This window comes from Streptomyces nigra (assembly GCF_003074055.1).
GTDB classification, from domain to species: Bacteria; Actinomycetota; Actinomycetes; order Streptomycetales; family Streptomycetaceae; genus Streptomyces; species Streptomyces nigra.
In genome coordinates this window covers 6,314,734-6,326,429 of sequence record NZ_CP029043.1, presented here as the reverse complement: position 1 = coordinate 6,326,429, position 11,696 = coordinate 6,314,734, and the positions used below count along the sequence as shown (strand labels likewise).

The window sequence follows — 11,696 nt, the reverse complement described above, 5'->3', positions numbered from 1 at the left end:
CATGCAGATCGGCCTTGTTGGTCTCGGCAAGATGGGCGGCAACATGCGCGAGCGTCTGCGCGCCGCCGGCCACACCGTCGTCGGCTACGACACCAACCCGGACCTGTCCGATGTGCCCAGCCTGGCCGACCTCGTCGAGCGGCTCGACGCGCCGCGCACGGTGTGGGTGATGGTGCCGGCCGGGCACGCCACGCAGACGGTGATCGACCAGCTGGGAGGCCTGCTCAAGCCGTACGACACGGTCGTCGACGGCGGCAACTCCCGGTGGACGGACGACGAGAAGCACGCCAAGGAGCTCGCCGCGCACGGCATCGGGTTCGTGGACGCCGGTGTGTCCGGCGGCGTGTGGGGCCTGCAGAACGGCTACGCCCTGATGGTGGGCGGCGAGAAGGAGCACGTCGACCGGCTCCGGCCGATCTTCGAGGCGCTCAAGCCGGAGGGGCCGTACGGCTTCGTGCACGCGGGCCGGGTCGGCGCCGGGCACTTCTCGAAGATGGTCCACAACGGCATCGAGTACGCCATGATGCAGGCGTACGCCGAGGGCTGGGAGCTGCTGGAGAAGGTGAACTCGGTGGACAACGTCCGCGAGGTCTTCCGCTCCTGGCAGGAGGGCACCGTCATCCGCTCCTGGCTGCTGGACCTCGCGGTGAACGCGCTGGACGAGGACGAGCACCTGCAGAAGCTGAAGGGCTACGCGCAGGACTCCGGTGAGGGCCGCTGGACCGTCGAGGCCGCCATCGACAACGCGGTGCCGCTGCCCGCGATCACGGCGTCCCTGTTCGCGCGGTTCGCGTCCCGGCAGGACGACTCCCCGCAGATGAAGATGGTCGCGGCGCTGCGCAACCAGTTCGGCGGGCACGCCGTCGAGTCGAAGTAGCGGCTCACCCTTTCCTCGGGCCGGGGCGGCACGTCAGCCGTCCCGGCCCGAACCTGTTCGGCGGGGCGCGAGTTGACAGCGGCGGCGGCCGGCGTCAGAGTCCCCGCTGATGGAGATCGACGAGCTGACACCGGCCGAGCGCACCGTGTGGGAGGCCTTCCCCAAGGGGCGGCCCGTGGACTTCCGCCGGACGGCGGACGAGCGCCCCGCCGACGGCGCCGGATGGGGGCCGGAGCGGGCCGTGCGCGCCGTCGTGCTCAAGGCGCTGCTGCTGGACGGCCCCGAGGAGCGCGGCGAGGTGCCGGCCCTGAAGCTGGCGGGCGCCCGGATCACCGGTGTGACGGACCTGCGGTACGCGACCGTCGACCACATCGTCCGGCTGAGCGACTGCTTCTTCGACGGCGTCCTGAACATCTCCGGCACCCAGCTGAGATACCTCAACCTGTCCGGGTCGCATCTGCCCGGGCTGACCGGCGCGCGCACCCGGGTCGACGGCGGACTGCGGCTGACGGGCTGCCGGTTCCGCGGTCCCGTACGGCTGGGCGGGGCGCAGATCGCGGGCGCGCTCTATCTGGAGGACGCCGAGCTCACGGCGGACGGGGAGTGGTCGGGGCCGGTCCTCCAACTTCACCAGGTGACCGTCGGCGAGGACCTGTGCGCGAGCCGGCTGCGCACCCGGGGCGAGATCCGGCTCAACGGGGCCACGATCAGCGGCTCGATCCGGCTGGAGGAGGCCCGGCTGAGCGGTCCCGGCGACTTCGTGCTCAACGCCGAGGCGCTGGAGGTGGGGGCCAACGTACTCGGCCGGCGGCTGAGCACGGACGGCCGTATCGATCTGCGCGGCGCCCGTATACCCGGCCGCCTCGACCTGCTGTACAGCAGGCTGTCCAACCCCGGGGGCACCGCCCTGCGGGCGAGCAGCTGTGTCATCGGCGAGGTGTGGCTCCGCGACGGCGAGACGATCCGGGGCCGGCTCAATCTGCGCCGCTCGCAGATCGACCATCTCGATCTGGCGCCGGAGATGCTGCCGGAGCAGGTGCGCCTCCTCGACCTCACCTACACGTCCCTGACGCCGCACGAGCCGCCCGAGCGGCGGCTGCCCATGCTGGAGCGGGACGAGGACACCTACGACCCGCACGGCTTCGAGCAGTTGACGGCCGCGTACCGCCGCACCGGCGACGACCACGCCGCCCGCCTTGTCCAGCTCGCCAAGCAGCGCCGCCACCGCACCACCCTGCCCTGGTACGGCCGTTGGTGGGGCCGGGTGCAGGACGCGACCGTCGGCTACGGATTCCGGCCGATGCGGGCGCTGGGCTGGCTGCTGTCCCTGCTCGCGGTCGGCTCGGTCGCCTTCGCGCTGGACGCGCCACCCCCGCTGAAGGCGGACGAGGCGCCGCCGTTCGACCCGGTCTTCTACACGCTGGACCTGCTGCTGCCGGTGATCTCCTTCGGCCAGGAGGCGGCGTTCGCCCCGCGGGGCTTCCAGCAGGCTCTCGCGTACATCCTCGTCCTGACCGGCTGGATCCTGGCCACGACGGTCATCGCGGGCGTGACCCGAACCGTCTCCCGCCAGTAGCCCCTCACGCGTTGGACCAGGCCCGGGTGCACAGCACCAGCCGGTAGCCGTCCGGGTCCTCGACGGTGACACCCCACTCGTTCCAGTACGGGTTCGGGGAGACGACCCGCCGGCCCCCGCACTCCTCCAGCCGGGCCACCAGGTCGTCCGGCACGGGCCCGTCGAGGTAGATCACGAGGAGGTCCTCCTCGGTGGGCCGGGGCTCGACCGGGCGGGCGGGCTCATGGACGAGTTCCAGATGCCAGTCGGCGTCGGGCCAACCGAGCATCAGCAGGTCGTGCTCGCCGGGTTCCGGCCCGCCGGCCGCCCGCCACACGATCGTCAGGCCGAGCCCGTCGGCCCAGAAACGCTCGGCCGCCACGAGATCGCGGGAGGGGCGGGCGATACGGATGTGACTGCGGCCGCTGACGGACACGGGGCCTCCGGGGTGAGGTGGGAACGTCCGGCAGCCTAGGCGGCCGGTGCGACGCGGTCATCGGGCCTCGGCCCTGGGTCCGAGGTCCTGGTCCCGGGCCGCGAGGAGCTTCGGGACGGTGATGACGGCGGCCACGCACGGTGTCGTACGGCAGGCAGCCGTCGAGTCGGCCGGGGTGGCCGGCGGGCTCCAGCAGACCGCGATGAACGTCGGCCCGGTGCTCGGGGTCGCCGTCGCGACCGCGCTCATGGCGAGCGAGGGCGATGTGGCCGGACCGACGGCGGCCCTGTCCGCCCTGGTCCTGGCCGGTGCGTTCCTCGGCCGTCTCCTCCCCGGTCCGGACGGCGACGAGTGGAATGATCATCGCCGTTCCGAGGACCGTCCGCCGGTTCCTGAGCGACGATGAGAGCGGAGGCCGCCGCGGTGGGACACCGGGGCGCACCTCGTCGTACGCACGCGAAGGAGAGCCGATGGCACTGCTGACACAACAGATCGACCCGGGCGAGGCCGGGCTGGACGTCAAGGCGCTGGACCGCCTCGACCAGCACTTCGCCCACCGGGTCGACGAGGGGCGGCTGCCCGGCTTCCTGGTGTCCGTCGCCCGTGGCGGACGCGTCGCGCATCTCACCGCGTACGGGATGCGGGACGTGGCCGCCGGTCTGCCGGTCGAGGCCGACACCCTGTGGCGCGTCTACTCCATGACCAAGCCGATGACCTCGGTCGCCGCCCTGATACTGGTGGAGGAGGGCAGGCTCTCCCTCGACGACCCGGTGGGCCGGCACATCCCCGCGTTCGCCGAACCCCGTGTGTACGTGAGCGGATCGGGGGCCGACATGGTGACCCGTCCCGCCGAGGGGCCGATGACGGTACGGCATCTGATGACCCACACCGCCGGGCTCACGTTCGCCTTCTACCACCAGCATCCCGTGGACGCCCTCTACCGGGACGCGGGCCTGCACTCGGCGGTGCTGCCCGGCTCGGACCTGGCCACCACGGTCGACGTGTACGCGGGCCTGCCGCTCCAGTTCGAGCCCGGCACACAGTGGAACTACTCGGTGGCCACCAACGTCCTCGGCCGGGTCGTCGAGGTGGTGTCCGGGCAGCCGCTCGACGTGTTCCTCGGCGAGCGCGTGTTCGGACCGCTCGGCATGACGGACGCCGGGTTCCACGTGAGCGGCGAACAGGAGGACCGGCTGGCCGAGTTGTACGGCGACACCGAGTCCGGCGGGATCGAGCCGATCGCCGGTCTGCCGCTGCACGGGCGTCCCCGGTTCCTGTCCGGCAGCGGCGGTGTGGTGGCCTCCGCCCACGACGTGCACCGCTTCATGGAGATGCTGCGGCGCCGCGGCGAACTGGACGGCGCCCGGCTGCTGAAGCCCGAGACGGTCGCGCTGATGACGTCCAACCACCTGCCCGGCGGCGCCGATCTGCGGTCCTGCGGCAGCCGGCCCGCGCACGACGAGCCCGGCAACGACGGTGTCGGCTTCGGCCTCGGGGTGTCCGTGGTGATCGACCCCGACCGCACCCGTGACCCGTCCGTGCGGGGCGCCTTCGGCTGGAGCGGAGTCGCCACGACCACCTTCTGGGTCGACCCGCGCCACGACCTCACCGTGCAGTTCATGACGCAGGTGCGGCACCGGACCTCGCACACGGTCTTCCAGGACCTGAAGCGGTTCGTGCACGAGGCCCTCACCGGGGACTGACGGTTCCTCAGGTGTCCGTGTGCCGCGTGAACCGCACTCCGTCGGCGGCGAGTTCACGTAGCCACTCCTCCGAGCGGGCCGCCGTCCCCGCGGACCGGTGCAGGCCCGCCGGCAGGGAGCCGTCCAGGATGTGGCCTACGCCCAGGGCGAGCGGGCGGGAGACGCAGCGGGCCATCGCGCTCTCCTCCGCGTCGCCCACCAGGTCCAGCAGACAGCTCCCGGACCAGGACCGGCCCCTCTCGCCGCGCACGTCGAGGGAGACGGCCAGGACGACCCGGTCCCGGTCGGCGTCCGTGGTCGGGTGGGCCCGCGCCAGTTCCCCGGCCAGGGCGGCGATCCGGGCGTCGTCCCCCGCCCTCAGCTCCTCGAACACGCCGGCCCAGGCGTCCAGCCAGCCCTCCAGGCGCAGGGTGCCGCGTACGAAGGTGTCCGGGCGCCAGGCCTCGGGCAGCCCGTACTGCCCGATGAAGGGGACGCTGTCGCGGTTCGGGTACGCCTCGAACGTCTCGCCGTCGACGTCGTGCCGCCGGGTCGCCTCCCAGGGCCGTTCCGCGACCCGTTCGGCGCCGTCCTCGATGTACCGGGCGGGGGCGCGCAGCGCGTTGAGCACTCCGGCGGGCGCCCAGCTGAAGCGGTACCGGAAGTCGTCGGGGACCGCGGGGACGCCGCCGCAGTACGAGGTGAGGGTGTAGGTGGCCGGTGTGTCGTCGCCGACGGCCTCGCGGGCCCGGCCGACCAGGCTGTGGGCGAAGAGGTGGTCGATGCCGGGGTCGAGTCCGGCCTCGGTGAGGACGGCCAGCCCGGCCGCGCCGGCCGCGGGGACCTGCTCCAGGACCGCGTCGGAGACATAGCTGGAGCAGGCGAAGTGGGCGCCCTCACGGACGCAGGCCGCCGGCAGCGCGGCGTGCTCGGTGGCGGGCAGCATCGACACGACGACGTCGCCGGGCGCCAGCTCGGCGGTGAGCGCGTCGGGGGTGTACGCCCGGGGTGCGGCCCGGCCGGAGAGGCCGAGCCGGTCCAGGGCGTCGGCGGCCCGCCGCTCGGTGCGGTGCCACAGCCGTACCCGTGCGGCGGTGTCGCACAGACGGGCGAGGCCGCTGCCGGTGGAGAGCCCGGCGCCGACCCAGTGGACGGTGCCGCTCGCGGGGACCCGTGTGTCAGGCATCCTTCGACTCCTCCTTGTCCAGGCCGAGTTCACGCAGGGCCTGGTGGAACCGGTCGAAGCTGCGGTCCCACGCCGGGTCCGTGCCGAAGGCGAGCAGCAGGGGTGTCACGGCGGACGAGAAGTCGGCGCTGGACTCACGGGGCAGCAGGGACGGCAGGTTGTCGATGGCGATCAGGTCGAGCGGCGGGTCCTCGCGCAGCCGGCGTACCGGGGCGGTCCAGTCGGTGACGCGGTCGTAGACCGGCAGCACGTTCAGCGGCGAGCCGACGTCGACGGTGACGTCGCAGACCGTGCGCAGCCGCCGGTCCGGGGCGTCGAGGTCCTGCGGGCGGAGGAAGGGCGGCACGGGCGTGGTGGCGAGGACGGCGTTCACCAGGACGTCGTGCGCGAGCAGGACCCGGCGGTCCAGGTCGCGGGTCTCGGCGACGTCCCACGCGGTGGCCTCGACGCCGGCGGTGAGCAGGGCGAGCCGTGCGCCGCGTCCGCTGCGGCCGAGGGCGCCGATCACGAGCGCGGTGAACTCCGCGTCCCCTTCCCGGGGCCGGAGCAGGCGGTCCAGCTCGTCCTTGGTCGTCGGGGTCAGGGGTGCGGCGAGGCGGCCCCGGTGCTGGAGCACGGCGAGTGCGGCCCCGAGGTAGCCGGCCCAGAACCCGAAGGCGGCGAGCCGGCGGCCGGAGTCGTCCACCAGGTACTCCAGGTCGAGCAGGGCCCCGCCGCCCGCCGCGAACCGGCGCAGCAGGTCCCCGGCGCCGGGCTGCCCCTTGTAGGCGTGCCCGAAGTAGAGGTGGCGATGGGTGAGTTCGGCCGGTTCGGGCGGGAGTTCCTTCAGTCCGGTGACGACGGCGGTGGCGGGCGCGGACGTCCAGGAGCCGGCGGGTGCGATCCGGCAGCCGGCGGCCTCGTACTCCTCGACGGGGTGGAACCGCTGCGGGGACTCCTCCACGGTCACGGTCGCCCCGCTGTCGACGAGGCGCCGCGCGTCGGACGGGACGATCGGGGTGCGTCGCTCGGTGGATCGGATCTCGTGGCGCAGCCACAGGTGCAGCTCGGTCATACGCGATGGGCCTCCGGTCGCGGGGCACCGGCCGCGAACCGGCCGGCGCTCAACGGGCTGACGTCCACGAAGGGTACGCGGCCGAGGTACAGGTCCCGGACGACCTCGCCGACGGCCGGGCCCTGGAGGAAGCCGTGGCCGGAGAACCCGGTCGCGTACAGGAACCGGGACACGGAAGTCGCCTCGCCGATCAGCGCGTTGTGGTCGGGGGTGACCTCGTACAGTCCGGCCCAGCCTCCGGTGCGGCGCAGGTCGAGCAGGGCCGGTGCGCGGTGCCGCATGGCCTCGGCGAGGCGGGGGATCCAGCGGTCGTGGGTGCTGGTGTCGAAGCCGGGGCGTTCGTCGGGGTCGGACATGCCGAGCAGCAGTCCGGGGCCCTCGGTGTGGAAGTAGAGGCTGGTGGTGAAGTCGATCGTCATGGGCAGCCGGGGCGGCAGTGCGTCGACGGGCGCGGTGACGGCGATCTGGCGGCGCAGCGGCTCCACCGGGAGGTCGACGCCGGCCATCGCGCCGACGGCCCGTGACCAGGCGCCGGCCGCGCAGATCACCGTGTCGGTGGCGATCCGGCCGGTGCCGGTGGTGACGCCGGTGATGCGGTCGCCGTGCCGTTCGATGCCGGTGACGGTGGTGTGCCGCAGGATGCGGGCGCCGTGCCGGCGGGCGGCGGCCGCGTAGCCGTGGACGACGGACTCGGGGGTGCAGTGGCCGTCGTCCGGGGAGTACGCGGCGGCCAGCAGTCCGTCGGTGCTGATCAGCGGGGACAGCTCGCGCGCCTCGGCCGGGTCGATCATGCGGCTGGGTACGCCGAGGGAGTTCTGCAGGCGGACGGCCGCCTCGAACGCGGTGACGTCCTTCTGTGTCGACAGCAGGAACAGGTAGCCCACGCGGTGCAGCCCGATGTCGTACCCGGTGTCCTGTTCGAACCGGGCGAACGCCTCCAGGCTTCGGGCGCCGAGCCGGATGTTCAGTTCGTCGGAGAACTGGGCGCGCACCCCGCCGGCCGCCTTGGAGGTGGAGCCGGACGCCAGTTCGTCCCGCTCGACCAGGACGACGTCGGGGACGCCCGCCCGGGCCAGGTGGTAGGCGATGGCGGCGCCGATCACACCGCCCCCGACGACGACGGCGCTCGCGTGCGCGGTCATGGCCGGGGGCCTTCCGTCCGCGCCCGCGTCCGCGCGCCCCGGTCACCAGCCGGTCCGGTCAGGAAGAGGTCGTCGGTCATGCCCTCTTCCTGTCCGGGCGGGCCGTCCCGCAATCAGGTCAGCTGGCCGACGGCGTCCAGGTGGGGCAGATGGTGGTCCATGCGCTCCCGCTTGGTGCGCAGATAGGTGATGTTGCTCTCGCACGGCTGGATCAGCAGCGGGACCTGCTCGGTCACCTCGATGCCGTGCTCGATCAGCGCCTCGCGCTTGCGCGGGTTGTTCGACATCAGACGGACGCTGCGGACGTCCAAGTCGCGCAGGATGCCCGCGGCGGCACCGTAGTCACGGGCGTCGACGGGCAGTCCGAGCGCGAGATTGGCCTCGACGGTGTCCAGGCCCTCCGCCTGCAGGGCCATGGCGCGCAGCTTGGCGAGCAGGCCGATGCCGCGGCCCTCGTGGCCCCGCAGATAGACGACTATGCCGCTGCCCTCGGCGACGACGGCGCGCAGGGCGGCCGCGAGCTGGTCGCCGCACTCGCAGTGCTGGGAGCCGAACGCGTCGCCGGTCAGGCACTCGGAGTGCAGCCGGACCAGGACGCCGTCGGTGCCGGGTTCGCCGTGGACCAGGGCCACCTGTTCGTCGCCGCGGTCGTGGTCGATGTAGCCGATCGCCCGGAATTGCCCGTAAACGGTGGGCAGGGGAGCGTTCACCACGCGTTCGACTCCGGAACGCTGCGTCCGCTGGCCGGACTTCTTGCCGAGCACGCCAATCTTGTCTGTCATGATTCTTCAGTTCCTATGCAGAGACGAAAGGCCGGTAAAAGATGAGTGATGCGCAGACGCGGCCGGCGGCACACTCGCTGGTGCCGGCGGACACCACCGAGGATGTACGGGCGCGAGGAGCTGGCGTCTCACGACAGGTCGCGGTCCTTCCCGTCGGGAGCTTCGAACAGCACGGCGCTTTCCTGCCGCTGGCCACCGACACCCTCGTGGCGTGCGCGATCGCGCGCGAGGTGGCCGCCGTGCACCCCGTACACCTGCTGCCGCCGGTGACGATCTCGTGCTCGCACGAGCACGCGGCCTGGCCGGGGACCGTCAGCATCTCTTCGGTGACCCTTCATGCGGTGATACGGGACATAGCGGATTCGCTCCGCCGTTCGGGCGTCGACGCCCTGGTGCTGGTCAACGGACACGGCGGCAACTACGTACTGGGCAACGTCGTTCAGGAGTCCTCCGCGCGCGGTGAGCGGATGGCGCTGTTCCCGGCTCCGGAGGACTGGGAGACGGCGCTGGAGCGTGCGGGTGTGGAGACCTCGCTGCTCACCGACATGCACGCGGGGGAAATCGAGACCTCCATCCTTCTGCACGCTCATCCCGAATTGATCCGACCCGGTTATGAGACTTCCGATTTCGTCGCGGACGACCGGCGTCATCTGCTCACCCTCGGCATGTCCGCCTATACCGATTCCGGGGTCATCGGCCGTCCGTCGCTGGGTTCCGCGGAAAAGGGGAAGCGGCTGCTGGAGAGCCTCGCGGATTCCTTCGGCGCGTATGTGTCACTGCTGACCTCCGCGGGCGACTCCGTCGCGGACACGACGGACGGACGAAAATAGCCGCCGGCGACCGGGTCCGCCACGGTCTCGACGGATCCGGTGCCCCGGGTCCGCAGACCCGTGCACCAGCGGGCGACGAGGACGAGGGCGCCCGGCAGGGCGGCCACGAAGCTGAGGACGCCGTACACGACGGCGACCGCGAGACCGGTGTCGGCACCGAGCCCCGCGGCGGCGAACGCCCAGGCGGTGACACCCTCCCGGGGCCCGAACCCGCCGACGTTCAGGGGCAGTCCCATCGCGAGCAGCGCCAGCACCGCCAGCGGCACCAGCGTGGCGACGGAGGCGGCCGAGCCGGCGATCCGCGCGGCCAGCACGAACATCGCGAGGTGACCGGCCAGGACGACCACCGAGGAGACGGCGACGCCGGGTCCGTTGCGGCGTGACAGCAGGCTCTCGCGGGCCTGCGCGAGCGCGGTGCGCAGGGCGGAGGGCTTCGCCCCGGCCCGGCGGGAGGGCGCCCGGTTCATGCGGACGGCGGCGACGACGGCGAGCGTCCCGGCCGCCGCGAACAGCAGGAGCGGGGTGAGGTCGCGGGCCTGGTCGAGCACCGGCGACGGCATCGTCAGCAGGACGACCGCGCCGACGGCGGCCAGGGCGACCTGTCCGGCCGTACGCTCCAGGACGACCGCGCGGACACCGCGTCCGAGGTCGCCGGCGCTCTGCCCGTGCCGCACCGCCCGGTGGACGTCGCCGAGGACGCCGCCGGGGAGCGCCGCGTTGAGGAACAGCGCCCGGTAGTAGTCGGCGACGGCCGGCCCGAACGGCAGCCGGATCCGCAGCCCGCGCGCCACCAATTGCCAGCGCCAGGCGCTGAACACGGTGGTGACGAGCCCGATGCCGAGCGCCCCGAGCAGGGCGGGCCCGTCGATGCGGCGCAGCCCGTCGAGGAACACGCCGGTGCCGAGCCGCCAGAACAGCACGGCGAGGATGAGGACTCCGGCGGCCGTGCCCAGATGGGTGCGGACCTTCGGGTTCCCCAGGAGTGCCTTCACCCGGGAGACGGGGGCGTCCGCGGTCTCCCCCGTACGGTCCGCGCGCCGGGCGCGCGGGGTGAGGCCCTCGCGCCCGGTGTGCGTCCGCGCCACCGTCTCCACGGTCATGACGCCCCGCCCGTCGGCCGGGCGAGGGCCAGCAGGTCGGTGTGGTGGACGACGACCCTCAGCTCGCCCGCCTCACACGCGGCGAGGCGTTCGCGCAGATAGCGGTCGGCGCGCTCGCGCAGTTCGGGCCGCTGTTCGACGGCCGCGCCGACCCAGCCGCGCAGCCACTGCGCGGTGAGCGCCGCCTCGTCGGGGCCCAGCCGCCAGGGGCTCGGGTGCAGCTGGACGGTCGCGCCGTGCTCGGAGAAGACCTCGGCGGCCACCGTGCCGGCGTCCGGGCCGAGCAGTCCGGTGCGCTTCTGGTGCGCGTTGAACGCCTCGGTGATCTCCTCGTCCAGCGGGTCGGACGGGGTGAGTTCGACCCGGCCGGCGACGGACAGGGTCAGCAGCGCCGTGCAGCCGGCGCCCGCGCAGGCGGCGGCGAGCGTGGCGATCTCGTCGCGGGTGAGGACGTCCAGCAGCGCGGACGCCGTCACCAGGGAGGCGCCGTGCAGGGCGTCGGGCGTGAGCCGGCCGACGTCGCCGCGGCGGGTCTCGACGGTGACGCGGCTGCCGTCGGCGGAGGAACGCGGGGAGGCGACGGCGGCGAAGTGCAGCAGATAGGGGTCGCGGTCGTGCAGGACCCAGTGCTGGGCGCCGTCCAGGTGGGGGGCGAGCCAGCGGCCCATGGAGCCGGTGCCGCAGCCCAGGTCGTGGATGACGAGTCCGGAGCGGCCCGGCAGATTGGCGAGCCGGATCCGCAACGGGTCGAGCAGGTCGTGCGCCCGGGCGGCGGCGTCCGCGCCCTCGCGCAGCTCCAGCCACTCGGGGGCGTAGCGCGGCGGGTCGTCCGGCGCGGCCTCCCGCAGCCGTACGGTGGCCCGCTCGCCCGGCCGGCCGGTGGGGCCCGCGCCGAGGATCACGACGTCGGAGTCGGCGCGGTGCGCCTCGGGTCCGGACGCGTCGCTCATGTCACCCTCCGCCGAGACGATCCCGCTGTCGGGTCCCCGGCGCGCCGGGCCGGCCGCGTCCCTGGGTCCCGGCTGGGCCGGGATCGTGCCCCCGCCCTGTGT

General features: G+C 73.4%; 11 protein-coding genes and 1 pseudogene. 5 read left to right on the top strand and 7 right to left on the bottom strand.

Going from position 1 to position 11,696, the window contains the following annotated elements; genetic code table 11:
* Position 1: 1 nt before the first annotated feature.
* Both gnd and DC008_RS29100 read left to right on the top strand, forming a co-directional pair.
* Complete coding sequence (gnd, locus tag DC008_RS29105) at positions 2-877, top strand: phosphogluconate dehydrogenase (NAD(+)-dependent, decarboxylating) (RefSeq protein ID WP_108709503.1); 876 nt, start codon at positions 2-4, stop codon at positions 875-877.
* A 109-nt stretch (positions 878-986) separates the two neighbouring features.
* A complete protein-coding gene (locus DC008_RS29100; RefSeq protein WP_108709502.1) occupies positions 987-2,453 on the top strand; it encodes a membrane-associated oxidoreductase in 1,467 nt (488 codons plus the stop codon).
* A 4-nt stretch (positions 2,454-2,457) separates the two neighbouring features.
* Here the strand turns inward: DC008_RS29100 and DC008_RS29095 are convergent, their stop codons facing one another.
* Positions 2,458-2,868, bottom strand: a complete 411-nt coding sequence (locus DC008_RS29095; RefSeq protein WP_108709501.1) for a VOC family protein — start codon at positions 2,866-2,868, stop codon at positions 2,458-2,460.
* 121 nt (positions 2,869-2,989) lie between these two features.
* Between DC008_RS29095 and DC008_RS36110 the strand changes: the two genes are divergently transcribed.
* The gene (locus DC008_RS36110) at positions 2,990-3,274 is read left to right on the top strand and encodes a hypothetical protein (RefSeq protein WP_425276556.1); all 285 of its coding nucleotides are present in this window, start codon (positions 2,990-2,992) and stop codon (positions 3,272-3,274) included.
* A 64-nt stretch (positions 3,275-3,338) separates the two neighbouring features.
* Complete coding sequence (locus DC008_RS29085) at positions 3,339-4,571, top strand: serine hydrolase domain-containing protein (protein WP_108709500.1); 1,233 nt, start codon at positions 3,339-3,341, stop codon at positions 4,569-4,571.
* Between the two features lie 7 nt (positions 4,572-4,578).
* Here the strand turns inward: DC008_RS29085 and DC008_RS29080 are convergent, their stop codons facing one another.
* From DC008_RS29080 to ribA, 4 genes are all read right to left on the bottom strand, one after another.
* Positions 4,579-5,736, bottom strand: coding sequence for a saccharopine dehydrogenase family protein (locus tag DC008_RS29080; protein ID WP_108709499.1), 1,158 nt, complete (start codon positions 5,734-5,736; stop codon positions 4,579-4,581).
* Complete coding sequence (locus DC008_RS29075) at positions 5,729-6,790, bottom strand: saccharopine dehydrogenase (RefSeq protein WP_108709498.1); 1,062 nt, start codon at positions 6,788-6,790, stop codon at positions 5,729-5,731. The genes DC008_RS29080 and DC008_RS29075 overlap by 8 nt, the downstream gene beginning before the upstream one ends.
* Positions 6,787-7,932, bottom strand: a complete 1,146-nt coding sequence (locus DC008_RS29070) for an NAD(P)/FAD-dependent oxidoreductase (protein WP_108709497.1) — start codon at positions 7,930-7,932, stop codon at positions 6,787-6,789. Before DC008_RS29070 ends, DC008_RS29075 begins: the two co-directional genes overlap by 4 nt.
* A gap of 113 nt (positions 7,933-8,045) precedes the next feature.
* Positions 8,046-8,714: a GTP cyclohydrolase II gene (ribA, locus tag DC008_RS29065; RefSeq protein WP_108709496.1), complete on the bottom strand. Its 669-nt coding sequence runs from the start codon at positions 8,712-8,714 to the stop codon at positions 8,046-8,048.
* Between the two features lie 41 nt (positions 8,715-8,755).
* Here ribA and DC008_RS29060 point away from each other — a divergent pair, with 41 nt between their 5' ends.
* Complete coding sequence (locus DC008_RS29060) at positions 8,756-9,544, top strand: creatininase family protein (protein WP_079033403.1); 789 nt, start codon at positions 8,756-8,758, stop codon at positions 9,542-9,544.
* Between the two features lie 152 nt (positions 9,545-9,696).
* Here DC008_RS29060 and DC008_RS36105 read toward each other — a convergent pair.
* Both DC008_RS36105 and DC008_RS29050 read right to left on the bottom strand, forming a co-directional pair.
* Positions 9,697-10,644 (bottom strand): annotated as a pseudogene (locus DC008_RS36105) (lysylphosphatidylglycerol synthase transmembrane domain-containing protein); the annotation flags it as partial.
* Positions 10,641-11,594 (bottom strand): class I SAM-dependent methyltransferase, encoded by a 954-nt coding sequence (locus DC008_RS29050; protein ID WP_382107142.1) that lies wholly within the window; start codon positions 11,592-11,594, stop codon positions 10,641-10,643. The gene DC008_RS29050 and the pseudogene DC008_RS36105, both read right to left, overlap by 4 nt.
* Between the last annotated feature and the right edge of the window lie 102 nt (positions 11,595-11,696).

Excerpts from the sequence above, each read along its gene's own strand:
- DC008_RS29070 (WP_108709497.1), bottom strand. The coding sequence starts at position 7,932 with ATGACCGCGCACGCGAGCGCCGTCGTCGTCGGGGGCGGTGTGATCGGC.
- ribA (WP_108709496.1), bottom strand. The coding sequence starts at position 8,714 with ATGACAGACAAGATTGGCGTGCTCGGCAAGAAGTCCGGCCAGCGGACG.
- DC008_RS29075 (WP_108709498.1), bottom strand. The coding sequence starts at position 6,790 with ATGACCGAGCTGCACCTGTGGCTGCGCCACGAGATCCGATCCACCGAG.
- DC008_RS29100 (WP_108709502.1), top strand. The coding sequence starts at position 987 with ATGGAGATCGACGAGCTGACACCGGCCGAGCGCACCGTGTGGGAGGCC.
- DC008_RS36110 (WP_425276556.1), top strand. The coding sequence starts at position 2,990 with ATGACGGCGGCCACGCACGGTGTCGTACGGCAGGCAGCCGTCGAGTCG.
- DC008_RS29080 (WP_108709499.1), bottom strand. The coding sequence starts at position 5,736 with ATGCCTGACACACGGGTCCCCGCGAGCGGCACCGTCCACTGGGTCGGC.
- DC008_RS29050 (WP_382107142.1), bottom strand. The coding sequence starts at position 11,594 with ATGAGCGACGCGTCCGGACCCGAGGCGCACCGCGCCGACTCCGACGTC.
- DC008_RS29060 (WP_079033403.1), top strand. The coding sequence starts at position 8,756 with ATGAGTGATGCGCAGACGCGGCCGGCGGCACACTCGCTGGTGCCGGCG.
- DC008_RS29085 (WP_108709500.1), top strand. The coding sequence starts at position 3,339 with ATGGCACTGCTGACACAACAGATCGACCCGGGCGAGGCCGGGCTGGAC.
- gnd (WP_108709503.1), top strand. The coding sequence starts at position 2 with ATGCAGATCGGCCTTGTTGGTCTCGGCAAGATGGGCGGCAACATGCGC.